Here is a 22593-nt window from a genome sequence, read left to right on the forward strand (position 1 = left end):
GACCCGCCGTCCACTTCGTTTCGAGTTGCCCCCTTGCGCCCTCTGCCATAGCGTCGCACCCCATGGTCGCCCGGCTGGTCCGCTCCTTCGCGTGCGCGGGCGCCGTGTGGCTCACGCCCGTCCTGGCGAGCGCGCAGACGGCGACCGCGCTGGAGCGCCTCGAACCCGCTCCCGCAGGCGACGGGTTTTTCGCCGTGCCGCGCGCCGACGTGCCCGGCCACCTCCGCGCCTCGGCCGCGCTCGTGTTCTCGTACGCCGATTCGCCGCTCTCGCTCCGCGTGGGGGCGGGGGATGCGGCACGGGACGCCGGCGAGGTGGTCTCGTATCAGGTCACCGGGCACGTGCTCGCCGCGATCGAGATCCGTCGGTTCTTGAAGTTCGATGTCGACGTGCCGGTCACGCTCGCGCAGGGCGGGGATTCTCCCTCGATCACGGGCCTCGTCTCCGCGCTCCCGCCGGGCACGCAAGTCACCTACGGTTCGCCCGAGGGCGCCGCGATGAACGATCTGCGGCTCGGCTTGCGCCTCGTGCTCTTGCCCCAGCGCGGCGCGATCCCCGCGGCGAGCCTCGTCTACGCGGTCTGGGTGCCGACGGGCGACGAGACCGCGTTCACGGGCACGGGCGAGGTGCGGCACATGCCCTCGATCGTCGTGGGGGCCGACATGGGCCGGTTTTCCTACTCGATCGCGCTCGGGCGGCGCGTGCAGGACACGCGCGGCGGGCTCGGGTTGCTCGGCGGAGAGCTCGTCGCGGGAGGCGCGATCGCCGGGCGTTTCGGGCGGTTTTCAGCGTACGGGGAGCTCTACGGGTCGACGGTGACCGTGGAGGCCTCGCCGTTCGGGCGCGGGACGACGAACATCGAGCTCCTGCTCGGTGGACGCGCCACCGTGGGGCCGCTCTCGTTCGGCCTCGCGGGCGGGCCCGGGCTCACGGCCGGCGTCGGGACGCCGACGTTCCGGCTCGTGGCGAGCGTCGGAGCGTCGTTCGACGTGCCGCAGAAGGCGCAGGCGAGGGGGGAGGTCGCGACGAACGCCGGGGATCCGAAGGCGGGCTCGAAGGGGAATTCGAAAGGGAAAACCGGGGCGGGCGTCGATGTCGCCGCGGCGCCGGACGCCGACGGCGACGGTATTCCGGATTCGAACGATGTTTGTCCGGACCGCGCCGGCGACGCGACGCCCACGGCCAAGCGTCCCGGGTGTCCGCCCGATCGAGACGGCGACGCCATCGCGGACGCCGACGATGTCTGTCCCGACGAGCCCGGCGTGGCGAGCGCGGATCCCGCGCGTTTCGGCTGCGCGCTCGACACGGACGGCGACGGGATCGCCGACGCGGTCGACGCTTGTCCCAAGGAGCGCGGCGAGGCGAACGCGGATCCCAAGATCACCGGCTGCCCCGCGTCCGTGCGCGTCGAGGGCACGCAGATCGTGATCCTGCAGGAGGTCAACTTCGCCACGGGCAGCGACGTGATCGCGCCCGAGAGTTACGCGCTCCTGGAGCAGGTCGGCTCGGTGCTCGCGCAGCACCCGGAGATCGCACGCGTGGCGATCGACGGGCACACGGACAACGTCGGCGCCGAGCGGGCGAACGTCACGCTGTCGCAGCGGCGCGCCGTCGCGGTCGTGCGCTGGCTCGTGGATCACGGCGTCGACGCGCGACGGCTGGAGGCGCGTGGCTTCGGTCCGCGCAGGCCGGTCGCGAGCAACGACAAGCCCGAAGGGCGCGCGAAGAACCGCCGCGTGGAGTTCCAGATCCTCCGCCGCACGCAGCTCGGCGAGGCCGGCTGGAAGGAAGGCGCCGCGAAGTGAAGCTCGGTTCCATCGGCGCACGCGCGCTCCTGCTCTTCGCCGCGGTCGGGCTCGTGCCCGTCGGCGCGGTCGTGGCGCTTTTGCTGTCCGTGAACCGCCAGGCGGTGCAGACGAGCGAGCAGCAGCTCCAGGCCGCCGTGCTGGAGGAGCTCGAGCGCGTCGCGATGCGTCACGTCGAGGGCGTGCGCGTGGACGCCGACGCCGTGGCGTTCGCGCTTTACCAGGCCGCAAACGGAAAACCCGCCGCCGGCGCGGGCGACGGGCTCGAGGCGGTGCGCGCGACCCTCGGCACGCGCCGCGAGCTCGACGCCGTGCGCTTCGAGGTGCCCGAGCGCGGCGTGAGCACGGTGCTGCGGCAAAAAGGGGACGACGTCGAGGCGGGCGCCGACGTGCCGGCCTCGACGCCCGAGACGAGAAAGGCCGCCGACGAGCACGGCATGGGCGTGTCGCTGCTCGGGCCGGGCAAGGGGCTGCTCGTCGTGCCGATCCCCGCGGTCGAGGGCGCGGCCACGAAGGCGCGCGGCTACGTCACCGCCGCGCTCGACGTCGCCGATCTCCAGCGCGAGATCGACGACATCGCGGGCCGTCGCTTCGGCGGCGCCGTCGGACTCGTCGTGGTCGACGCGACGCGGCGCAGCGTCGCATCGCACGGCATGCCCGAGATCGGGGCCTTCGCCGATACGTCGAACCACCCGCTCTGGACGGGTTTTTCCAAGGAGAACCCCGGCGTCGTGGGCGTGGTGCGCGTCGCGCCGTATCGCGCGGAAAGCGGAGCGGACATGATCGGCGTGGTCCGCTTCCTGCCGGGCCTCGGCTGGGGCGTCGCGCTCGCGCGTCGCGAAGAAGACGCCTTCGCCGTGCTGTCGGCCATGCAGCGGCGCGGCGCGCTCGTCGCGCTCGGCGCGGCGCTGCTCGCGCTCGCGGCGGCGGCCTTCTCGGCGCGCTGGATCGCGCGGCCGATCGTGCACCTCGCGGGGCAAGCGCGGCTCGTCGGCGAGCGTCGCTGGCGGGAGCTCGCGCTCACGTCGTCACGCACCGACGAGATCGGCACGCTCACGACCGAGCTGTCGCGCATGGCGAACGACCTCGAAGGCAGCGAGATCGAGATCGCACGCCAGGCCCGTCAGCGCGCGGATCTCGGCCGTTTCCTGAGCAAGGAGCTCGTCGAGGCGATCGTGAGCGGCCGGCACGAGCTCGCCCTCGGCGGGCGCCGCGCCGCGGTCAGCGTGCTCTTCGCCGACGTCGTCGCCTTCACCCCGCTCGCGGAGACGAGGCCGGCCGAGGAGGTCGTGGCGCTCCTGAACGAGCTCTTTTCAGTGCTCACGGAGGTCGTCTTCCGCCACGGCGGCACCGTCGACAAGTTCATCGGCGACTGCATCATGGCCGTCTGGGGCGCGCCCGTCGCCCAGGAGGATCACGCCGCCCGCGCCCTCGCCGCGGCCGAGGACATGATGCGTTTCCTCGAGACCGCGAACGAGTCGTTCCGCGAGCGCTACGGCACGACCATCGAGCTCGGCATCGGCATCAACTCCGGCGAGGTCCTCGTGGGCAACATCGGCTCGGACAAGCGGATGGAGTACACGGTGATCGGTGACGTGGTGAACGTGGCCGCGCGGCTCGAGGCGATCGCGCGCCCGAACCAGGTCCTCGTCGCGGAGGCCACACACGCGCTCGTGGCGAGCGGCACGTTCGAGCTTTCGCCCCTCGGCGAGCGCGCGCTCACGGGCCGGAGCGCGGCCACGAAGGTCTACGAGCTCGTGACGGCGTGACCGAGCTATCGGCAGACCACCTCGATGCGGCACTTTCCGCCGGATCCCTGACAGCATCGCAAGACCTCGGGCGCTCGCATGGGCTAGAGTAGGCGCGCGCAATGAACAGGCCCCCGTTCGGAAGTGATCCCTCGTTGTCGCCCGGCGCGTCCGTCCTCGGACGCAACTCGGAGACCACGCCGCAGTTCTCGGACCCCGTGATGATCCCGCGGATCGAGCTCTGCGTGGAGCGCGAGGCAGGCAAGGCGACCGAGCGCGTCGTCGTGCTCGAAGGCGAGCTCTTCCGGATCGGCTCGCACGCGAGCAACGATCTCGTGATCACCGACCCGATGGTGTCGCGCTTCCACTGCCGGATCGCGCGCGGCGTCGGGGGCTTTCGGATCCTCGACACGGGCTCGCTGAACGGCTCGCGCATCGGCGGCGTGCGCATCCGCGACGCGGATTTGCCGCTGCCCGAGTGCCGGATCGAGCTCGGCGAGTCGATCGTGCGCGTGCGCGAGCTTCACGCGACGGCCTCGGCCGACGTGCCCGCCGCGCCGAGCTTCGGCTCGATCTTCGGCGCCTCGGTCGGCATGCGCCGCCTCTTCGACCTGTTGAAGCGTGTCGCGAAGACGGACGCGAACGTGCTCATCGAGGGCGAGAGCGGCACGGGCAAGGAGCTCATCGCCACGGAGATCGTGCGCCGAAGCCCCCGCGCGAACAAACCGCTCGTGATCGTCGACTGCGGCGCGATCTCGCCGAATCTGATCGAGAGCGAGCTCTTCGGTCATGTGCGTGGCGCCTTCACGGGCGCCGATCGCAACCGCATCGGCGCGTTCGAGGCGGCCGACGGAGGCACGGTCTTCCTCGACGAGATCGGCGAGCTGCCGCTCGACATGCAGCCGAAGTTGCTCCGCGCGATCGCGTCGCGCGACATCCGCCGCATGGGCGAGAACCAGTCCCGCAAGGTCGACGTCCGCGTGGTCGCCGCGACGAACCGCAGGCTCGAGCGCGAGGTGAACCTCGGCCGATTCCGCGAGGATCTTTACTACCGGCTCAGCGTGGTGACGGTGCGCGTACCGCCCCTGCGCGAGCGCATCGAGGACATCCCGCTGCTCGTGAACTGCTTCCTCTCCGCGCTGGAGGCGACGGACAAGGCGCATCTCTTCACGGCCGAGGTGCTGTCGGAGATGTCGCGGTACGACTGGCCCGGCAACGTGCGCGAGCTGCGCAACCACGTGGAGCGCCGCGTCGTGCTGGAGACGGAGGCCCCGAGCTTCCGCGACGAGGAGGAAGGCGTGAGCTCGTCGCAAGACAAGCCCGCCCCGAGCGCCGGCGCCGTCGACATCGAGGTGCCCTTCAAGACCGCGAAGGACACGATGATCGACCAGTTCGAGCGGGCCTACCTGGGCGCGCTGCTCGCCTGGGCCGAAGGCAACGTGAGCCGCGCGGCGCGCAAAGCGCAGCTCGACCGGATGTACCTGCACCGCCTGCTCCAGCGCCACGGGTTGCGGCGCGCGGGCGCCCTCGAATAGAGCTTCAGCGCTTCGCCCGCGCAGCGCGGCGCGCGAGCAGGAGGTGCCGGAGCGCGGCGGCGGCGGGAGGCAGGCGATCCTCGCCGCGATGCACGATGTGCATGGGCCTGACGATGGGCGTCGCCGGGTGCGGCACCTCGACGAGCCGACCGAGGGCGAGGTCATGCTCGACGGCGAAGCGACTCACGAGCGCGACGCCGATCCCCGCGCGCACGTTCCCCTTCACGGCCGCGATGCTCCCGAGCTCCATGACGACGTCGGCATCCGGAAAATGCTGGTCGAGCAGGGCGCGTGTCGTCGAGCCCCGGCCGAACGTCACGAAGGGAGCGCCCTCCGTCGGCAGACCCGGCGCGGCGACGAGGATGAGCTGATCGTCGATCCAGGGCTCTCCCTCCGGATGCGTGACCACGCCGAGATCGATCTCCCCGCGCTCGAGCGCGTCGAGCACCTCGGCCGTCGTCGCTTCCCGAAGGCGAAACCGCACCCCGGGATGCGTCGCCCGGAAGGCCGAGAGCGTGGGCGGCAAGAGGTACGTGCACGCCGTCGCGCCCGCGCCGAGCCGCACCTCTCCGGCTTCGAGCCCCTCGACCTCGGCCACGGCGCGCATGGCATCACCCACGGCCGCGAGGATGTGAAGCGCGCGCGGCAAGAGAACACGCCCGGCGGCGGTCAGGCTCGTGCCGGCGCGGTCCCGATGGAGGAGCCGCGCGCCGAACGCCTCTTCGAGCCGCTGAATGGACGCCGTGAGCGCCGGCTGCGAAAGGTGCGCATGCCGCGCGGCCCTCGTGAACGTCCCGTGTTCGGCGATGAGGACGAAATGCCGAAGGGCATCCAGCATCAGCCGAAGTTATCACAGCCTTCCGAACAATCGATTGGTCCGATGACGGCGGAGCCCCTACGTCTGGGATCGAGGAGGTGAAGCGATGCTTGCGCTTCTCCCGGTCTTCGGGGTTCTTGCGGGCGTACTGACGACGATGGCGGGGCTCGGCGGGGGCATCCTGCTGCTGCTCGGGCTGTCGCTCGTGTGGGGCCCGGCGGCGGCGCTGGCGTCGACGGCGCCGGCGATGCTCTTCGGCAACCTGCACCGGCTATGGCTCCTGCGGGAGGAGTTCGACCGGGACGCGGCGAAAGCGTTCGCCTGGGGCGCAGTGCCCGGGAGCTTCCTGGGCGGGCTGATGGCGGCATGGATGCCGGAGGGCGTGCTGCGATGGCTGATGGTGGCGATGACGGCAGCGGCGCTGGGGCGAGCGTTCGGGCTGTTCACGTGGAAGCCGCGGGCGGCGGCGATGACGCCGGCGGGGCTGGGGATCGGGGCGATCAGCGCGACGGCGGGAGGAGCGGGGCTCTTGGTGGGGCCGCTGTTCATGGCGGCGGGGCTGACCGGCAAGCGCTTCGTGGGGACGATCGCCGCGGCGGCCGTGGCGCTGCACGCGGGGCGAGTGGCGGCGTACGGGCTCGGCGGGATGATGACGGGAGAGACGGTGGTGCGAGCGTCGGTGCTGACGGTGGCGGTGATGGGCGGCAACGTGGTCGGGCTGTGGCTGCGGGATCGTGTGCTCGACGAGCGGAAAGCGGAGCGGCTGGAGCTGGGTGCGCTGGTGGTGTGCATGGGGCTGAGCATGCTGGGGGTGGGGAAGGGCTGAGGTTGCAGCGGGGAGGGGGGGAGGGGAGGAGGAGGGGGTCGAGGGAGGCGTTCGGCGGGCAGTCGGGGGCATTTGGAGGGGGGGCGAAAAAAGTCGTTGACAGGCGACGCGGAAGATGGTTTTACTGCGCGCCCGTTCGACGGGAACGCCGCCTTAGCTCAGCGGTAGAGCAACGGTTTCGTAAACCGTAGGTCTCGAGTTCAAATCTCGAAGGCGGCTCCAGGCGTTTTCACGAGTGATTCCGGGCCCTTAGCGGGCCCGTTGTCGATCGCTCTCCCCGGTTGGTCGCGGCTCTGTTTCCAGGCCGTTGCCCAACTGTTGCCCAAACCCGGAAGCCGGTCGGCGACCGGCCGGGCTCGTCGGGAACCTCCCGAACGCTTCGAAGAGTGCCTGAAACCTAGGGTTTCGAGGGACGCACGGCGCGTGTGGGACTCCGCCGGGATCGGCTGGGCCCGTTGCCCATCCGTTGCCCTGCTGTTGCCCTGACCGTGAGGATCTCCGCTGGATCGAAGGCGATCTCGGGGAGGGCGCCTTCGTGACCCCTTGGGAGCCGCTAGGGAGCGTCCGATCGCTTTCTGTTAGCGATCCTACGGGCGGCCTCTTCGAGGTCCTGCTTCATGAAGTGCACGTACTTCTGCGTGGTCGCCAGGTGCTTGTGACCTGCCATCCGCTGGACAACATGGACAGGGACACCTGCGCGGAGCCATGAAGTGATCGCGTAGTGTCTAGAGCAATACGCCTCGCGTTCACTTTCGCTTGATTTTACCGACACTTGACTCGTCGGGGTCGTGCCTCCCCGATCGTTTTCCGACAGATTCCCGCCGCCCGCGGATCCCTCGCCGGCCGGGACGAGCAGGCAGGCAGGCAGGGGTGGGAAGACTTCGCCGGCGTTGCCCCGGAGCGCTTCACCTTCGCGGATGTAGACCAAGGTCGAGTTGAAGTTCTGGTGTCCCGCGCGCTGCATGATGACGTGCGGAGTGTCCCCACGCATGGCCATCCACGTGATCCCCGTTGCGCGGAGATCGTGAAACGTCATCCGCTTGTGGAGCTCGTCGGCGATGTACAGGTCCGGGCGATCGAGTCCGGCCGTCTGCATCGCCGCGCGGAAGCGCCGCGCCATGTGCTCGCCATAGACCGGAATTACCCGGCCGCTCTCGTCACGTTCGGCGTACAGCACGCGAAGCAGGGGAAGTAGATTCGGCTCGATGCGGAAGGCCCGCGGGCGCCTGGTCTTTGTCCCCTTCTCCTGTTTCCGAGCGCGATCGAAGCTGCGGCGGACATAGATGACGCCCTCCTGTAGGTTAACGTCGGTCCACCGCAGACGAAGGATCTCCGATATGCGGGAGTAGAGGTATATGGCAAGCGTCGCCAGCCGGCGCATTTCGAGCGGTACGTTTTCGCACGACACGAGTTGCAGGAACTCTCTCGGGAAAAGGTACACCTTGGATCGTTGATTGCCCCGGTCAGGACCCACGACGCCCTGCGCTGGGTTGTCTTTGCGGACGCGCAGCGCGAGGTTTTTCGCCGACGATGCGTCCCTGAATAGCTTGTGCACCGCAAGCCATAGCTTTTTCGCGCTGCGCCACGAATACTCACCTTGGACGATCTTCTTGTCGAGGACTTGGACCAGTCTTTCCAAATCCTCGCGCGTGATCGTTGCGATTGGCTTCTCTCCGATGGCCGGCACGACGTGCAGCGTAAAGGCGGAGCGGTCGCTCTTGATGCTGGTATATCCTCGCTCCTCGCGGTCCCTTATCCACCGCTCGAAATACGCGGCGAATGTCTCTCCCTTTGGAATGGGCGCGCCCTTGCTCCGCTCGCGCGCCTGCTGGTCGAGCCGTTCGCGCGCCTTGTCGGGGTTGTCCGTGTAGAACTTCGCCGTCTCGCGGGCGCGAGCTTCGGACATGCCCGGGGGGAGGTGGATCCGCACGTAGCGGCCGTCCAGAAGGACGCGCGCCACGTAATGGTCACCTTCAAGCAATATGTTACCAGTGCGACGGCGGCCCATATTACAGGACCTCCGCGCTTGAAAAATGGCTGGATCTTGCCCAGATGGACGGTATGGTGCCCATAGGTCAAACCTCGATTACCGCGGGGTTTGTCTCAGGGTCCCCGTGCATGTTAGCTGCATGCATGGGGGCCCGCTTTTTGTACTGCCCTACCAGCCGACCACACCCCCCGGCGGGCGTCAAGGGTCCGCCTCGGCCGCTCGGTTGGCTCGCGGCGGCGCGCAGCGGGCCCGTGACGGGATCGGCGAGGGGAGAGCGGCCCGGCGTCGCATCGAGCACGCTGCGCCCGTCCTCGCGCCCGTGGGGGGACGTGGCAGAACTGCGCCGGCCGGCCTCGGCGCGGGGGGACCTCGGCGAGCTCGCGGGGGCTCTCGAGGTCCGGCTCGTGCTCGCGTTCGGCCTCGGCCTCGGCGCGCCCGTGCGATCGGCTCGCGGCGGCGCGTAGGCGCCTCGTGCTCGCGCCCGCGTCGCGGTAGCGCCCGAACCCTGCTTCGCTCCCCTCGCCGATCTTCTCGCGCCCGCTGCGCGCCCGCGTCGGGGTGCTCTCGAGCTTGGTTCGTCCGGGCGATCGGCTCGCGCGTGGTGGGGGGCGCGCTCGCGCCCTTCGTCCGGGCGCGCCTCGGCGCGCGCATGTCCGCCCGGCGCAGCGGCGGCGCGGCGGCGCGGGGTGATGCTCTCGAGGTCCGCCTCGTGCTCGTCCTCGGCGGGCGCACGCTCGCCCGTGCGGCTCGATCGGCTCGCGGCGGCGCGATGCTCCGCGCAGCGTGGCCCGTTCGGAAGCGCGGCGAGCTCGCGGCCGTCCTCGGCCTCGATGTCTCGACGGGCGAAGGGCGGATCGGTCCGTTCGGGCGGCGCGCATCGAGGCGCCGCTCGTGTATGGTTCGTCATGGCATATCAGCGGCGGCGCTCGCGTGCGCCTCGCCCCTCCCTTTCGAGTGCTTCAATCCCAGCGCGCCCGCCCCCCACGGGCGCGCACGATGGCCGAGGACGCGCGAGCACGAGGCCGATCGAGGTCTCGACGGTCCGGACCTCGCGCGAGGCGCCTCGGCGGAATCAGCGGCGGCGCGGGCGCGGGCTCCGTTCCGTGGTCGGGCCCTGCTTCGGGTCTCGACCCATGAAGAGCTCGTGCTCCTCGGCGGGCGATAAGGCGTTCACGTCGACGGGCGGCGCGGCGCGGGCGAAGGGAGGCGGGCGCGGCGCTCGCGGGGGCGCGCCCTCTTGCGCCTCGATGAACGCGTGAGCCTCATCCCGCAGCACGAGGATCGTCTTCCCGTCGGGCGCCTTGAAGCTCCGGAGCTTCCCTTGCCCCGTGAGCCGCTGGAAGGACCGTTCGCCCCAGGGGAAGGTTTTCCGGTCGTAGTACCTCGGCCCCTCGTCGCCTTTGGTGTGCTTTGCCGCCTCATTCCGGACGAGGCGGAAGAAGTAGGAAAGCAGGATCAACGCGGCTTCGCGCACGTCGGGCGGGATCTCTTGCGGGTTCATGGTCTCCTTTCGACGGATCACGGCGCAGCGCTGCAAAGCTACGCACGAGGCGCAGCTTTCCAGACGGCGCAATCCCAGCGCTCGCGGGGGGGCGGCGCTGTCGGAACTGTCGAAAGTGTTTAGCGCGGGGTCTCGGGCCCGATCAACTCGCTGTCTCCAGCGGGCGCTGCTGGAAAAGCGTGCGGGCCGCTACATGCAAGAGGCCATTCACCAGCGGGCGCTGGCGAAAAAACGTACGCGCCGCTACGAGCGCTTGGGTTTGAGGTAGAATCCGAACCAGCGGCTTATTTGAGTTTCCGTCATCCCCGAAACCTTACATTCGCCCCGAAGTATCTCGAAAGCAAGCTCGGCGGCAACTTCGTTCACACCGCACTCGATTCCGATTTTTCTGCTTTCTTCCATTGTTCGTGCCCGGATTTGGTCGAGGTTGCACAGATAGGCTTCAAGCCGTGCGCCAAGTTTCTCGCTACAACCGCGATCCCGTCGCGCCTCTTGGATTGATGGGATCTGCGGGAAATAGATATAGGCCCACGACTTGACGAACGGCACGTTGTCCTCGAATTTGGCAGGCTTACGCCAATGATCTATAGGCACGACGCCCATGGGATGATAACGAAACCTGGCCATCACATGGGCGAGCACGTCCAGTTTAGAGCGATCTTGTTTGGGCTTTTCAGTGGCCGCCATCGTGGCATGGGCTTCTGAACGCTCAAGTGCAATCTTGTGGCCGTGAATGAGCACGGCGAGTCGATTTTGAAAAATTCTGAACCGTCCGGCCAGGCTCGCAAACCCTAATGCATGTCCTTTCTCATCTTCGTCTGGCATCGGATCATCATAGTCGCGGAGAAGCCTGCGGGCGGCGCTGTAAACACCATGCGGCGCACACAGATCGGCGCCCTGATCTTTTGATATGGCACGTCCAATTGCAGACAAAATTCGGTGAACAACGAATGCGCCGTCGTCGAGGTGATAGTTTGCGTGCTGATAGAAGTGCTTGGAAAGCGCATGCAGCTTGTGCACCAAGGGATGCTCGTTATGCAAGGGCCCGTCTTTCTCAGGGTCGTAACGATTGCTAGAGGCGTTCCTCCGTGCGGCTGCCAAGCTCGCCGTGGCAACGGGGTCTGTTCCTTGGCTCTTCGTCGCGGCGGCGCTCTTCGTCGCGGCGGCGCTCTTCGTCGCGGCGGCGCTCTTCGTCGCGGCGGCGCTCTTCGTCGCGGCGGCGCTCTTCGTTGCGGCGCTCGCGGCCTTGCGCCGCGCATCGCCCTTGCCCTGCTTACTCGTGCTCGCTTTCCCCGTCGCCATGCGCGGGATCGTGTGGTCCGTCCTCGAGATCCCCAAGTTTTCGGCGAGGGGGCCGAGGTCCGGCCGGGCGTAGCTCCTCGCGGCCGAGGCCGGGCGCTTGCGATCGGTGGACGTGCACGAACTCGCGGCGCGGCCGAGGACGAGCGTGCTCCGCGCCGCCCTCGATGATCGCCGGGCCAAGGGACCGCGGACCATGGGCGCAGCGGGCCGAGGACGAGCGCCGGCTCGACGTGCACGAGCTCGCGGCCGAGGCCGAAGAGGACGAGCGCCGGCTCGCCGAGGACGAGCGCCTGGCCAAGAGCTCGCGGGGTGCAGCTCGACGTGCGACGCCGGGCGGCGCTGGGGGCCGAGGCCGAGGCCCCAGCGGGCGCAACAGGCCAAGGACGAGCGCCGGCTCGACGTGCACGAGCTCGCGGCGCGGCTCGATCGGCTCGCCCGTCCCCCGCCCGGTCCGCGGGGAGCAAGATTCCGACGCTCGCCCGGCCGGACCTCCGCGCGAGCAATCGAGCGGCAACCCTCGCCAATCGAGCGGTATGCATGACGGGGATCCCAGCCGATTGCATAGCATTGACGCTCGATTATGCTCACACGTACGTGCACGAAATGGGCTTGCGTGCCTCGTGCGCGTCGTGGATAGTATCGGCCAGCTATGCGAAACCTCGACAGACTGAACGATAGACAGCGCGTTCTGCTCGTCGCTGGCGCGGCGGACCTTCACCCGATCACCGCGGGGCACGTGCTCGGCGGAAAACCCGTCTCGAGGAAGACGCGGATCGCTCTCGAGCGGGCCCGCGCGAACCTGGACGCGATCCGGGAAGAGCTCGGCGCGGCGCTCGATCGGCTCGCGGCGAACGATACCGCGACCACGGCCGGCGCAGTGTCCTCGGCCTCGATGCCGGGCGGCGCGGCGGCGCTCGCCTGAACGAACGCGAGGCGCGAGCGTCCTCGGCCTCGATGCCGGGCGGCGCTCGCGCCCTCGCAATGACATTGCAGGGGGACGCGTCGAAAGGAGGGCGGCGCGGCGGGATAGGTGCGCGCTGCGATGGCTCGCGCGAGCGGCGATCGTGTGCGCTGGGATTGTGTACCAAGAAAAACGGCCGCCCCGGGGGGACACCCGGACGGCCGCGGATGGTCGAGAGGACATGAAGCTAGCAAAATCAGAACTCGAATGCAATGGGACCGGCGAGGATGAGCATGCCCTCGATGCTCTCGACGGCCGCCCTGTCGACGCTGGGGAGCTTCCGCGCAAGGCCGAGGCGGGCGCGGCGATCGGGACGGCCGAGGCTCGCGGCGAACCATGCGAGGCCGAGGCCGAGCATGATGGCGGCCGTCCGCCTGGCGAGGAGGACAAGCGCGCTTCCTCCCCTCGCCCGTCGAAGGGCGCCGAGGCGCAAGGCAAGGCCCGCGGGCGCAAGCGATCCCAGCCGCGAGCGCCTGACCATCCCCCGGGGGATTGGCGGTCCGCCATCGTGTACACGTACACGCGCGACAGCCGCAAAATTCGCCACGTCACAGCAAATGCCATCACGATTCTTTCGCATGACGAATCGTGGCAAGGCGTCTTCGCGTGGGATGAATTCGTCGCTGCGATCGTGTGCATTCACTCGCCGCCGTGGCACCCCGACGACGACGACGGCGCGCCGCTATCGCAGTGGACGGAGACGGACGTCACGAAGCTACAGGCATGGCTCGTGCGCCGTTACGAGCTCGAATTGACCCCGCCACAGTGCTACGCAGCGGCCGAGCTTGTGGCGAAAAAGCGCCGGATCCACCCTATCCGTGATTGGCTGCGCGGCCTTCGATGGGACGGCGAAAAACGCCTCGAGACGTGGTTGATCCGTCACCTCGGCGCGCCTGATACGCAGTACGTGCGCCTCGTGTCGCGCTGGTTTCTCGTGTCGGCCGTGGCACGGGCGATGCGGCCCGGGGAGAAGGTCGACACGATGTTGATCCTTGAAGGACTCCAGGGGATCAAGAAAAGCACGACGCTGCGCACCCTGTTCGGCGCGACGTGGTTCTCCGACGCGTCGATCGACTGGACGAGCAAGGACCGTTTCGAGGTCCTGCGCGGGCGCTGGTGCGTCGAGATGGCCGAGCTCGATGGGATCCACAAGGCCGAGGTTTCCAGGGTCAAGGCGTTCCTCGCGACGCAGGAGGATCACTACCGCCGACCATACGCGAAAGCGGCGGACACCGCGCCGAGGCAATGCGTGTTCGCGGGAACGGTCAACCCGAACGCGCTCGGGACGTACCTCCGCGACGACGAAAACCGGCGTTTCTGGCCCGTGCGCTGCACGCACGAGGCGGACCTCGGCGCGCTCGCGGCCGAGCGCGAATTGTTGTTCGCCGAGGCGCTTGCGCGATACGAGGATCCGGATCCTGATTCTCGCCGCTGGTGGCCCGAGACAGCCGAGGAAAAGGCCGTGTGCGCGGCCGAGGCCGAGAAGCGCCGCCTCGGCGATGCCTGGCAGGGTTTCGTTGACGATTACTTGGAAAAGCCGACGCGCGAGGCGGTCACGATCTCAGAGATCCTGGAGCACGCGGTCAAGCTCGATGCATCCAGAATGGACCATGGCGCGAGCGTCCGGGCCGCTACGTGCCTCGCTCGTGCGGGCTGGATCAGGGACGGCCGCGAGCGCCGCGACGGCCGCAGGGAGACCGTCTACAAGCGACCCGCGAAAAACGCGGCGAGCGCCGAGGCAGGCGCGCAGCTACCGCGCGAGGACGCGGGCGCGAACGACCCGGCGGAACCCGCTCCCGCCTCGCCGTCTCGACCCGTGGACACGCGCCCGCGAGGCCGGTACGGGTGCCGCTGCACGATTACGCCGGAATGTAGCTGTCGTCCGTGCAAAAATGGCTGTTGTAGCAATTCGGAATGCATGCCAAACGGTTATTTCGGCCCGAATCGTCCGGACGACCATTGTGATGGGTTTTGCTATGACTGACCGTATATGCCCTCACGGCCGATATGGGAACCCTCCGCGCCGCCCGGCGTCGCAAGGGGGCTCGACGTCGGGCAGACGGCCGCCCGCGCGTTCGTCGCCTGCTTCCGCCTCGCCGCGCGTGCGCCTCGATGATGCGCCCTTCGCTCGCGTGCTGGACACCCTCGCGCGTCTCGGTTCCCTCGAGAGCGATCACGCTGCGCCCATTGCGCACGCTCTCGACCGTGCTGGATTGCTCGGCCATGCGCGCCGCGCGGGGTGGACGGCGCTCCCTGCCTTCGATGTCCTCGCGCGTGCGCTCTCCACGGCCGAGCTCGTCGGCGCTGGGCTCGCGCGTCTCGACGCGGGCGGCATGCGCCCGCAATGGCCCGCGCATCGTCTCTTGATCCCCTGGACGGCCGAGGCGGGCGCGGAGCACGAGCACGAGCGCACCTTCGCCCGGCGCTCGCTCCTACCGCCTGACGAACGCTTTCCCGTCACGATATGGCCCCCCGGGCGGCGCGCTCGCGGCCTGCTTCGGATCGGTCCGGCGGAAGCGGCGAGGGATGCGCGCAAGGTGCTCGTCCCTGATGCCCTGGACGCGCTCGCCTTGCTCGCATACGCCGAGGCGCGCGGGCGGGCGGCCGTCGCCTACGTCGTGCCCTGGCCCGAATGGCTCCCCCTCGATGGGCTCCCCTTCGCGCCGGGCAAGCGTGTCCAAGTGTCGATCCCGCGCCCTCACGGATACGAGCTCGCGCGGCGCCTCGCGGCTCGCGGGGTAAAGGTGTACGAGCTCGCGCCGCCCGTAGGCGCGTCGTGGGGGGAGACGTGGGAAGCGTACCGCAGCGGGCACGAGGCCGGACGCGAGGCCGAAGCGGGCGGCGAGCGCGGCGAGCGCGGCGAGCGCGGCGAGCACGAGGCCGATCCCAGCGCTCGCGCGTGACGAATGCAAGGCCGGGCGGGGGCTCGATGGGTGGCGCGCCGAGGCCAATGGGGACGAGTACGCCGGCCGTCTGGGTGGCGAACAGACGCGGGCGCTCGGCCGGGAGTGCGCCACGCCTACAGATTGTAGACTTTCTGCATGTATGCTTCGCAGGCGTCCCCTGACCCGGACTTGTAATGTCCAGCCGCCTCGGCGCGCCGCACGAAACGAAGGATGGCCTTTAGCTCGTACTTTGCAGGGCGGTCCATTGGATTGTCCTGCAAGTAGCAGCCAAGGTTGTGATAAAAGATACTTCCTGGCTCCCCATTAGACGGGCCGTAGGTGGCGAATGCCAGAGCTTCGTCAGGATCGCTGATGGCGTCGAGTCCACGTTCATAGATCGGCCACGCCCGGCGGTCTGCGAGGTCCTTGTCGGCCTGCTGGTCATGTTGATTCTTTGGCGCCATGGGGGCGGATGGTTACATGCGACGCTGGACGTGTCACGTCGAAAGGGCGGGCGTGGCACTGGACTTTCGAGGTCCGGGCTCGCGGCGTTCGACGCGCGGGCGGACAGACCAACGGGCGCAGCGGACATGGCGCGCGTGGCTCTACGTGCACGCGCTCGCGTCGCTCGTCCCCCTCGCGGCCGAGCGCTCGATCGCCCGCGGCGGCGCGCAGCGGCCTCTACGTGCCATCGAGGGACCGGACGGGCATCGAGGCGCCTCGGCGCGGCTCGCGCGTCGTGACAGGCGCACCGGCCGAGGACGGGTAAGGCAGGGCGATCGGCGTGCTGACCCCTCGCATACGCTGCGCTGCCTAGACGTCGCGCGTGTGTGGGTTGAATATCTTCACATCGCCAGCGCCCACCGCGATCGCACTCACGCGTGGGTCATGCTTTTTCGATTCGTATTTCGCGCGGTATTGTGCCTTGTCAGCGAGATCGCCAATGGTTTTGGCGTCCAGGTTGGGATCCGTAGTGCATGCGCTCCCGCACGAGGCCGTGAGGATCAGCTCCTCCCCATCGAGCACAAGGGGATCCTTCGCAAGCTGCCGCGCGAAATTGTCGAGAAGCTTTGCGGCGGCTGCATCATCTACATTGGGCAGGATGACGACGACTTCATCGCTTCCCTCTCCACGGTACGCTTCGCCGCGCTCGCCGAACGTCGCAATAACGGCTTCAAGATAAGCCTTAATTGCCCTATTCCCGCCCGCGTGTCTGTGCTTATCGTTGATCGCCTTGAGCCCATTCATGTCGAGGTACGCGACCGACAAGGGGGTCTCATTGCTCGCGGACAGCAAAGCAATCGCCAGCTCAGTCTCCATGTGCCGCATCGCCACGCATAGCTCCGTGGGATCTCGGCCGCGGCCAGTGCGGAGTTGTTGCTGAAGCTCGGAAAGGCGCACTCGGCCCTTGTGGGTGATTTTGAGCGTCAAAGGCACGCGCCTGATTACTTTCAGCATACTGCGCGAGCGCTCGCTTTCTTGCGTGTCTGTTATCTGATGCGGCATCAAGCGCGTCAAGCGTTCCAGTGCATCGAGGCCGTCATTACAATAACCATCAGCAATAAATGACATGATCATTTGCTGGTCCTCGACGCGCTCTGGCGGTGCTACAAATTCGAGCTCACCACGATCCAACCGTGCCAAAAATTGCATTTCCCTAATCCGCGCGTCCGTCCGGCTCATAATGCCATCGTACCACGTTCGACAAGGGAGCAGGCAAGCAAGAAGCGCTTGTTTTTCGGCGGCCTTGGGGGCGTGGGAGCCGCTGCGTGTGCTCGATGGCCGGGCGCCCTACATCGGCCGCGTGCTCGTGCTCCTCGCGCGGGGTGCGACGGCCGGCGCTCGCCGATCGGCTCACGGGCGGCGCTGGGGGGCCGAGGACGCATCGAAGGGGACGGGGGGACCTCGGGCCCGTTGGGAGCTGCTACCGGGCGTCCTCGCGGCGATGGGGGCCCGCTGGCGTTCGGCGAGGTCCGCGGGGCGCTGGGGGGACCATGCGCGCGCCGAGGCGCCGCTCGTGCTCCGCGCCGCCGCTGCGCGCACGTGGGGAGAGCGGCGAGGGGGTGCGGTTGGCAGGGTGCTCGCGGCGCTCGTGCTCGCCCCCCCCTCGATGCTCTCGAGGTCCGGAAACGCGGCGTTTCCCGTGGCTCCCCCTGGCCAGTCTTGGGAGATTGGCCGCAGATTGGCCAGAGATTGGACACCGCAAAAAGCCTTGCGATCCCGCCTCATCTGCACACGTGTCCAATGTGTCCAAGCATAAGCGTACGCGCACACATAGAGAACATGCAGCACCCTTCCGCCGGAAGGGGAGGCGCGCACGCGATACGCGCACGTGTACACGTGGAAGATGTTGAGCGAACCCCTTGGACAGATTGGCCGATTGGACACTCCGCTGAAACCATTGGGGAATCTCTGGCCAATCTGTTGGCCAACCCTAGGCCAATCAGAGGTAGCTTACACCCCTCGCGCGGCCGCTCGTGCTCCTCGCACGATGGCCGAGGAGCTTTGCACAGTTTGGCGAGGCTGTGCATTCTAAACAGTATAGGGGGATTTTCAGGCACAAGGGAGGCGACTTTCCCGCGAAAGCCCCAACGCGTCGAAATCGTCGGTGACGCTGGGAACACGGCGAATCCTGCGATCTCATGCGTATCGTGCACGTGAATGTCGCTGCCGGTTCCCCTTGCCGCTCGCGTTTCGTGCACGCTATTCGCGAAAAACGCGCCTCGATGCTCCTCGCTTCTGGCCATAATCGCGCCGCGCTGCTATGCTCCGCGTGCACAATGGGCCGCCCCCGACGATGTTTCAGTGAGCCGGCCTCGGAATTCGTGTCCTTTCGGCTCACGCGGGCCGAGGCCGAGGCGCTACAATCAGCGGCCGAGGAAGCCGGGATCGCGAGGAACGAATACGCCCGGCGCACGATGCTCGGCCATCTGTCCAGCCGAGGCTACGCGCCGCCCGCGCCGCCTCGCGCCCTTCGCCGCGTCTCTCCCGTCGATGCCGGTCCGCGCGAGCCGCGCGAGCCGATCCCGCTGCGCGCATCCTCCGCGCCCGCGCTCGCCGAGGCGCCTGCGGGCCGCAACGTCGTGAGCCTCGATGCGCGCCCGCCTCCGCGCTCGCCGAGGCGCCCGTCCTCGGCCGCTGCGCGCCGCTCGATCGGGACGAGCGCCCCCCTTGCCGCTGCCCTCGCCGATCCGCCTCTCGACGTCGCGCCCGTGCTCGCCGAGGCGCGCCCGCTGCGCCCGTCTGTCGAGACGAACGGAGCCGCGCCGCCCGCCGCTCCCGTCGATGCCGGTCCGGCCGATCGTCCCCCGTCCGCGCCCGCTGAGGCCGAGGCGCCTCGCCGCGAGCCGCGCGAGCCGATCGGCGAGCACGAGCGCGGCCTCGAAGATGCTCGCCGCCCGGCATCCTCTCGCGCCGCCGCTGCGCCCGCCGAGGCCGAGGAAGCTCTCGACGCCCGGCCGGCGCTTCCGACGCTCGCCGCGAGCGCGACGCGCGAGGCTCACGAGGCCGGCCTCGATGTGCCGGCCGAGGCCGATCCGGATCACGCTCTCGACGCGCCGCCCGCGTCCGTGCACGAGCTCGCCGAGGTCCCTGCGAACGAGGCGCGCCTCGATGATGCCCCGGAGCTCTCCGAAGCAGGGGCGGCCGTCCTCGCAGCGGCGCGGTCCCTCGCCGCGCTGGATCCTTCTGCGCCGATCCCCGCGCCCGTGCTCGTCCTCGAGGTCCACGTGGGCGGGATGTCCCTCGAGGAAGCGCGCGCCGCCGTGCTCGTGCTCGTCACGCGCGGCGAGCTCGCGGCCGAGGCGGGCGACGACGCGAGCGGCCTCGCGCCCGTCGATGCGTCCGGACGAACGATCACCGCGGTCCGCCTCGCGACCGCATTGGAGGGTTGACCGTGCTCCCGAACCTCGCGGCCGAGGTGGCATTTTGGCAAAAGGCATTCGGCCTCGATGACTGGACGATCGAGGCGCGCCACGTCGAGAATCTTCGCTACCCGTGCAACGACGCGGGCGCGGGATACCCGGCGAAGGGCGAACGCATGGCGGGATTGTGCGACGCCGATCGCGTTGCGCGGACCGCACGGATCCGGATCTGCACGCCCCGCACGTTTCGCCAGCTACGGCAATGGCCCGAGGCCGTCTGTCACGAGGTCATGCACGTCCTCGGCGCGGCGTGCCGCACGCCCGGATGGACCATTCAAAACGAGCATCGGTCGATCAACATCATTGCCCCGATGCTCGTCAAGGCAAAGCGCAAGGATCCGGCGCTCGCCGCTCGCGCGGCCGAGGCTTTGGCGGAAGCGTACCGCCGCGCCGCCGCTGCGCTCTCTCCGCCCACGATATCGCCCATCGTCGCGGAAGCCGATCGCGCCGCCGCAATGAGTGTTTCGCCGCCCGCGGGCGGCGCTCGATGAAAGGAAGCGTTTCCCATGAAAAACCCTCTCGGCCGTCTGTTTTCCGCTCTCGGGGGGACCTCCGCGCCCGCGCCCGCTGCGCCCCCGTCTCGCCCGGCATTGCCGCCCGCTCCCCCCTCGCCGCCCTCTGTCGAGGTCCAGCGCGCCGAGGCGACCGTCCTCGAATGCGAGCGCGCCGAGGCCGAGGCGCGGGCGGCGCTTGCGGCGGCCCGTATGCCCTACGAGGACGCGCAGCGCGCGCATCAAGCGGCGCTTCGGGCGCTGCACGAGGCCGAGGACGCTGCGGCCTCGGCTCCCGATGACGAGCGCGCGGCATCGACGCTCGCGGCGGCGCAGCAAGCCGAGGCGCGCGCCGCTGGGATCCTCGCGTCCTTTTCGCGGCGGCATGACGCGGCCGGCGCGTCCCTCGAAAAGGCCCGCGCGGCGCTCGCGGCGGCGCGCATCCGTCTCGAGGGGGCTCGCGCGGACGCCGATCGGGCCGAGGCCGAGGCGCGCATCGTGCGGGCCGAAGAGGACGCGCAGAAGGCGAGCGCGGCCTACGTCTCGACGCACCCAGGGCCGAAGCTCGCGGCGATCCTCGACATGTCGCGCAAGGCGTTCGGCGAGGCGCGCGCGCGTGCCGGAACCCTCCGCGCCGAGGTGTTCGCCGCTCTCGACGCGGCCGAGGCGGGCGATCGGCGAGCGCTCGCGGCGGAGCCGCATCGGGCCGAGCAGATCAAGGCCGAGGCCGAGGAGCGCCGCGCCGCCGCTCGTGCCGTCCTCGAATCCCTCGCCGATGTCGAGCGCTGGTATTCGCACGCTGCGCCCGCGGTTGCCATGCTTGCGCTCGCGGGCGAGCTGGAACGCGAGGCGCGCGGGATGCTCGGCGAGCTCGCGGCCGAGGCGCACGAGGCCGGCGTCGATGCGCGCAAGGTGGGGAGCGAATTCGAGCCGGTGACTCCGAAGCTCGCCGAGGCGGCCGTGATGCTCGGTCGGTTCCTGGGAAGACCCGCCGAGGAGCGGACCGAAGCCGAGCGGCAATCGTACACGATCGATATCGCGATCATGCGAGCACTCTCGACGCAATGGAGCCTGTCGGATCGATTGCACGAGGGAAACCACGGGCGGACCTTGACCAGCGAGGAGCGGGCGCGCTTGCTTCTACGCGATCCGGGCGGGAAGCCCCGGGCGATGCTCCGCGCCGATCATGCGCGCCTCGTGGCGCAGGGCGATCGGACGGCGCTCGAATACGAGGAGAAGCAGGGGCGAGGGACGGATTCGAGGCTCGCGGCGATGCGGGCCGAGGACGAACGAAACGCGGCCGAGGCGCGCGCCCGCGGGCAAGGTCGGGACGGGCGCGGGGTGTTCGTCCCGAATTGAGCGCCGCTCCCCTCGCGGTTCCCTTCCGTCTTCCTGGACAATCGGACCCAGCAAGAGGCGACTGTGATCCTGGCCGCTACGCTTGACGAGTAGCATCGCAAGCGGCGCGCGGCATACTTCGCCAGCGGGAATGCGCGGGCACCGCCCTACGGGTCACCCGCTGTGCGCCATTCGCTTGACTTCATCAGCGAACGTCGAAGCCCTTCTGCGTCCGGTTGCCGCATCAATCAGGATAAATTGATTCGTAAAATGAGGGTAGTCAGAGCGATGTTCCGTGACGGGGATCATAGCATCGAACACACCAAGGATTCGCACATATACGCTAACGGCGTTCTGTGAAGCAAGCCCGACTCCGATAAGGGAATCCGGCTCATTCTTCCAGAACGGCAACGACCAGTGCTCCGAACCAAACGAAATCTGGCCACGAATGGCGTACTTGCGCGCGATTTCATAAGGCATGTGAGCATCCCGCATACAATTGCGAATGTCCGGCGCGGCCGGGTCGTCCAGGTATCGATCGCCGAGCCACAGATGTGCGAGTTCGTAAACGATCTTCAGTATCCCTCGTCGATAGTGGGTAACATCGAGCGACAAGGGCACATTAATTGTAGGGTTCTCTGTACAGGTGACCCGTGATGCAATCCGCGCGATTTCGTCTTCGTTCAGCGGTGGTGCACCTTCGCGGGCAAGGCTCTTATTTATGATATCGCCGAGTCTGTTGGCGTCGCGTGCGTCGACGCAAAAATGCAGCTCCGCCCCCTCGCCGTTGTCGACCTTTTTAATGCTGGGTATCGTGTAGATATACGGCTTCCCGCCGCTTCGTTGTTCGATTCTAACTTTGACGTCCGGGTCATCGTGTAGCGTGCCTCGCTCCAGTGGATTAGGCAGATAACCTCCCTTCCCCGAGAGGCCGAGACGGTTACGAACAAGCCCGATGAGCGGGTGATTCGTTAATGGCGCGTCCGCGACTTGGCCTAGAACATCGTTACAAGGCTTGCACACTCTATTCGTCGTCAGTGTTCCTCCAACGGCTTCGGGAAAAATGTGCTCTTTGGAGAGTTTCTTAGGGGGATTGTCGGCTAGACAAATGATGCACTTCATCGTTCTCATTCGGCGTCAGATGGCCGTCGACCTAGCCTAGCATGACCATGACCCCGGCGAGCGCCGCGAGCGGCGCGAGCTCGTGCTCGTGCTCTTCCCCCGGGCGGCGCGGCTCGACGCGCGAGGACGGCCGCGAGCGCTCCCCATCGAGGCGCCCTGGTCCTCGGCCTCGCTCGGCTCGACCATGACCCCGGCGAGCGCCGCGAGCGCCGCGAGGACGGCCGCGAGCTCGTGCTCGTGCTCTTCCCCCGGGCGGCGCGGCTCGACGCGCGAGGACGGCCGCGAGCGCTCCCCATCGAGGCGCCCTGGTCCTCGGCCTCGCTCGGCTCGACCATGACCCCGGCGAGCG

Annotated in this window: 20 protein-coding genes, 1 tRNA gene and 1 pseudogene; 13 read left to right on the plus strand and 9 right to left on the minus strand. The window is 68.6% G+C overall.

Going from position 1 to position 22593, the window contains the following annotated elements; genetic code table 11:
* The first annotated feature begins 62 nt into the window (after positions 1-62).
* The 3 genes from QHF83_RS42815 to QHF83_RS42825 all read left to right on the plus strand — a co-directional run bounded on the left by QHF83_RS42815 (position 63) and on the right by QHF83_RS42825 (position 5088).
* The gene (locus tag QHF83_RS42815; RefSeq protein WP_282423871.1) at positions 63-1805 is read left to right on the plus strand and encodes an OmpA family protein; all 1743 of its coding nucleotides are present in this window, start codon (positions 63-65) and stop codon (positions 1803-1805) included.
* On the plus strand, positions 1802-3574 hold the full coding sequence (locus QHF83_RS42820; RefSeq protein WP_282423872.1) for an adenylate/guanylate cyclase domain-containing protein: 1773 nt from the start codon (positions 1802-1804) through the stop codon (positions 3572-3574). Before QHF83_RS42815 ends, QHF83_RS42820 begins: the two co-directional genes overlap by 4 nt.
* 101 nt (positions 3575-3675) lie before the next feature.
* Complete coding sequence (locus tag QHF83_RS42825; RefSeq protein ID WP_282423873.1) at positions 3676-5088, plus strand: sigma 54-interacting transcriptional regulator; 1413 nt, start codon at positions 3676-3678, stop codon at positions 5086-5088.
* 4 nt (positions 5089-5092) lie between these two features.
* On the opposite strand, the gene QHF83_RS42830 is transcribed toward QHF83_RS42825, so the two are convergent.
* Complete coding sequence (locus tag QHF83_RS42830; RefSeq protein WP_282423874.1) at positions 5093-5926, minus strand: LysR substrate-binding domain-containing protein; 834 nt, start codon at positions 5924-5926, stop codon at positions 5093-5095.
* Positions 5927-6011: 85 nt separating this feature from the next.
* Here QHF83_RS42830 and QHF83_RS42835 point away from each other — a divergent pair, with 85 nt between their 5' ends.
* Positions 6012-6731 carry a TSUP family transporter gene (locus QHF83_RS42835; protein ID WP_282423875.1) on the plus strand — a complete coding sequence of 240 codons (720 nt, stop codon included), beginning with the start codon at positions 6012-6014 and terminating at the stop codon, positions 6729-6731.
* Between the two features lie 147 nt (positions 6732-6878).
* Positions 6879-6953, plus strand: a tRNA-Thr gene (locus tag QHF83_RS42840).
* A gap of 331 nt (positions 6954-7284) precedes the next feature.
* On the opposite strand, the gene QHF83_RS42845 is transcribed toward QHF83_RS42840, so the two are convergent.
* Positions 7285-8691 carry a tyrosine-type recombinase/integrase gene (locus QHF83_RS42845; RefSeq protein ID WP_282423876.1) on the minus strand — a complete coding sequence of 469 codons (1407 nt, stop codon included), beginning with the start codon at positions 8689-8691 and terminating at the stop codon, positions 7285-7287.
* Between the two features lie 359 nt (positions 8692-9050).
* Here QHF83_RS42845 and QHF83_RS42850 point away from each other — a divergent pair, with 359 nt between their 5' ends.
* On the plus strand, positions 9051-9185 hold the full coding sequence (locus QHF83_RS42850) for a hypothetical protein (RefSeq protein ID WP_282423877.1): 135 nt from the start codon (positions 9051-9053) through the stop codon (positions 9183-9185).
* A gap of 608 nt (positions 9186-9793) precedes the next feature.
* On the opposite strand, the gene QHF83_RS42855 is transcribed toward QHF83_RS42850, so the two are convergent.
* Positions 9794-10222, minus strand: a complete 429-nt coding sequence (locus QHF83_RS42855) for a hypothetical protein (RefSeq protein ID WP_282423878.1) — start codon at positions 10220-10222, stop codon at positions 9794-9796.
* A gap of 243 nt (positions 10223-10465) precedes the next feature.
* Positions 10466-11242, minus strand: a complete 777-nt coding sequence (locus tag QHF83_RS42860; protein ID WP_282423879.1) for a hypothetical protein — start codon at positions 11240-11242, stop codon at positions 10466-10468.
* 88 nt (positions 11243-11330) lie between these two features.
* On the opposite strand from QHF83_RS42860, the gene QHF83_RS42865 reads away from it, so the two are divergent.
* Both QHF83_RS42865 and QHF83_RS42870 read left to right on the plus strand, forming a co-directional pair.
* A complete protein-coding gene (locus QHF83_RS42865; protein ID WP_282423880.1) occupies positions 11331-11597 on the plus strand; it encodes a hypothetical protein in 267 nt (88 codons plus the stop codon).
* Between the two features lie 576 nt (positions 11598-12173).
* Positions 12174-12446, plus strand: coding sequence for a hypothetical protein (locus QHF83_RS42870; RefSeq protein WP_282423881.1), 273 nt, complete (start codon positions 12174-12176; stop codon positions 12444-12446).
* A gap of 235 nt (positions 12447-12681) precedes the next feature.
* Here the strand turns inward: QHF83_RS42870 and QHF83_RS42875 are convergent, their stop codons facing one another.
* A complete protein-coding gene (locus tag QHF83_RS42875; RefSeq protein ID WP_282423882.1) occupies positions 12682-12843 on the minus strand; it encodes a hypothetical protein in 162 nt (53 codons plus the stop codon).
* Between the two features lie 150 nt (positions 12844-12993).
* Between QHF83_RS42875 and QHF83_RS42880 the strand changes: the two genes are divergently transcribed.
* Positions 12994-14469: a virulence-associated E family protein gene (locus QHF83_RS42880; RefSeq protein ID WP_282423883.1), complete on the plus strand. Its 1476-nt coding sequence runs from the start codon at positions 12994-12996 to the stop codon at positions 14467-14469.
* Between the two features lie 118 nt (positions 14470-14587).
* Complete coding sequence (locus QHF83_RS42885) at positions 14588-15388, plus strand: hypothetical protein (RefSeq protein ID WP_282423884.1); 801 nt, start codon at positions 14588-14590, stop codon at positions 15386-15388.
* A 116-nt stretch (positions 15389-15504) separates the two neighbouring features.
* Here QHF83_RS42885 and QHF83_RS42890 read toward each other — a convergent pair whose 3' ends face one another.
* Both QHF83_RS42890 and QHF83_RS42895 read right to left on the minus strand, forming a co-directional pair.
* Entirely contained in the window at positions 15505-15834 is a 330-nt protein-coding gene (locus QHF83_RS42890; RefSeq protein ID WP_282423885.1) for a hypothetical protein, read from the minus strand.
* 349 nt (positions 15835-16183) lie between these two features.
* Positions 16184-17053, minus strand: coding sequence for a diguanylate cyclase (locus QHF83_RS42895; protein ID WP_282423886.1), 870 nt, complete (start codon positions 17051-17053; stop codon positions 16184-16186).
* 1142 nt (positions 17054-18195) lie between these two features.
* Here QHF83_RS42895 and QHF83_RS42900 point away from each other — a divergent pair.
* Genes QHF83_RS42900 through QHF83_RS42910 form a run of 3 tightly spaced genes read left to right on the plus strand, consistent with a single transcriptional unit; the run spans position 18196 to position 21143 of the window.
* Positions 18196-19263, plus strand: coding sequence for a hypothetical protein (locus tag QHF83_RS42900; protein WP_282423887.1), 1068 nt, complete (start codon positions 18196-18198; stop codon positions 19261-19263).
* Positions 19264-19265: 2 nt separating this feature from the next.
* Complete coding sequence (locus QHF83_RS42905; RefSeq protein ID WP_282423888.1) at positions 19266-19784, plus strand: hypothetical protein; 519 nt, start codon at positions 19266-19268, stop codon at positions 19782-19784.
* A gap of 15 nt (positions 19785-19799) precedes the next feature.
* The gene (locus QHF83_RS42910; RefSeq protein ID WP_282423889.1) at positions 19800-21143 is read left to right on the plus strand and encodes a hypothetical protein; all 1344 of its coding nucleotides are present in this window, start codon (positions 19800-19802) and stop codon (positions 21141-21143) included.
* A 153-nt stretch (positions 21144-21296) separates the two neighbouring features.
* Here the strand turns inward: QHF83_RS42910 and QHF83_RS42915 are convergent, their stop codons facing one another.
* Both QHF83_RS42915 and QHF83_RS42920 read right to left on the minus strand, forming a co-directional pair.
* The gene (locus tag QHF83_RS42915) at positions 21297-22244 is read right to left on the minus strand and encodes an HNH endonuclease (protein WP_282423890.1); all 948 of its coding nucleotides are present in this window, start codon (positions 22242-22244) and stop codon (positions 21297-21299) included.
* Positions 22245-22280: 36 nt separating this feature from the next.
* A pseudogene (locus QHF83_RS42920) lies at positions 22281-22593 on the minus strand (hypothetical protein); the annotation flags it as partial.

Origin of the sequence: Polyangium sp. 15x6, from assembly GCF_029960785.1 — a bacterium.
Taxonomy (GTDB): domain Bacteria; phylum Myxococcota_A; class Polyangia; order Polyangiales; family Polyangiaceae; genus Polyangium.

What these genes read in the sequence shown, in the direction of transcription:
- QHF83_RS42835 (WP_282423875.1), top strand. Translation starts at nt 6,012, where the DNA reads ATGCTTGCGCTTCTCCCGGTCTTCGGGGTTCTTGCGGGCGTACTGACG.
- QHF83_RS42825 (WP_282423873.1), top strand. Translation starts at nt 3,676, where the DNA reads ATGAACAGGCCCCCGTTCGGAAGTGATCCCTCGTTGTCGCCCGGCGCG.
- QHF83_RS42830 (WP_282423874.1), bottom strand. Translation starts at nt 5,926, where the DNA reads ATGCTGGATGCCCTTCGGCATTTCGTCCTCATCGCCGAACACGGGACG.
- QHF83_RS42895 (WP_282423886.1), bottom strand. Translation starts at nt 17,053, where the DNA reads ATGAGCCGGACGGACGCGCGGATTAGGGAAATGCAATTTTTGGCACGG.
- QHF83_RS42910 (WP_282423889.1), top strand. Translation starts at nt 19,800, where the DNA reads ATGAAAAACCCTCTCGGCCGTCTGTTTTCCGCTCTCGGGGGGACCTCC.
- QHF83_RS42870 (WP_282423881.1), top strand. Translation starts at nt 12,174, where the DNA reads ATGCGAAACCTCGACAGACTGAACGATAGACAGCGCGTTCTGCTCGTC.
- QHF83_RS42855 (WP_282423878.1), bottom strand. Translation starts at nt 10,222, where the DNA reads ATGAACCCGCAAGAGATCCCGCCCGACGTGCGCGAAGCCGCGTTGATC.
- QHF83_RS42815 (WP_282423871.1), top strand. Translation starts at nt 63, where the DNA reads ATGGTCGCCCGGCTGGTCCGCTCCTTCGCGTGCGCGGGCGCCGTGTGG.
- QHF83_RS42890 (WP_282423885.1), bottom strand. Translation starts at nt 15,834, where the DNA reads ATGGCGCCAAAGAATCAACATGACCAGCAGGCCGACAAGGACCTCGCA.
- QHF83_RS42915 (WP_282423890.1), bottom strand. Translation starts at nt 22,244, where the DNA reads ATGAAGTGCATCATTTGTCTAGCCGACAATCCCCCTAAGAAACTCTCC.
- QHF83_RS42875 (WP_282423882.1), bottom strand. Translation starts at nt 12,843, where the DNA reads ATGCTCGGCCTCGGCCTCGCATGGTTCGCCGCGAGCCTCGGCCGTCCC.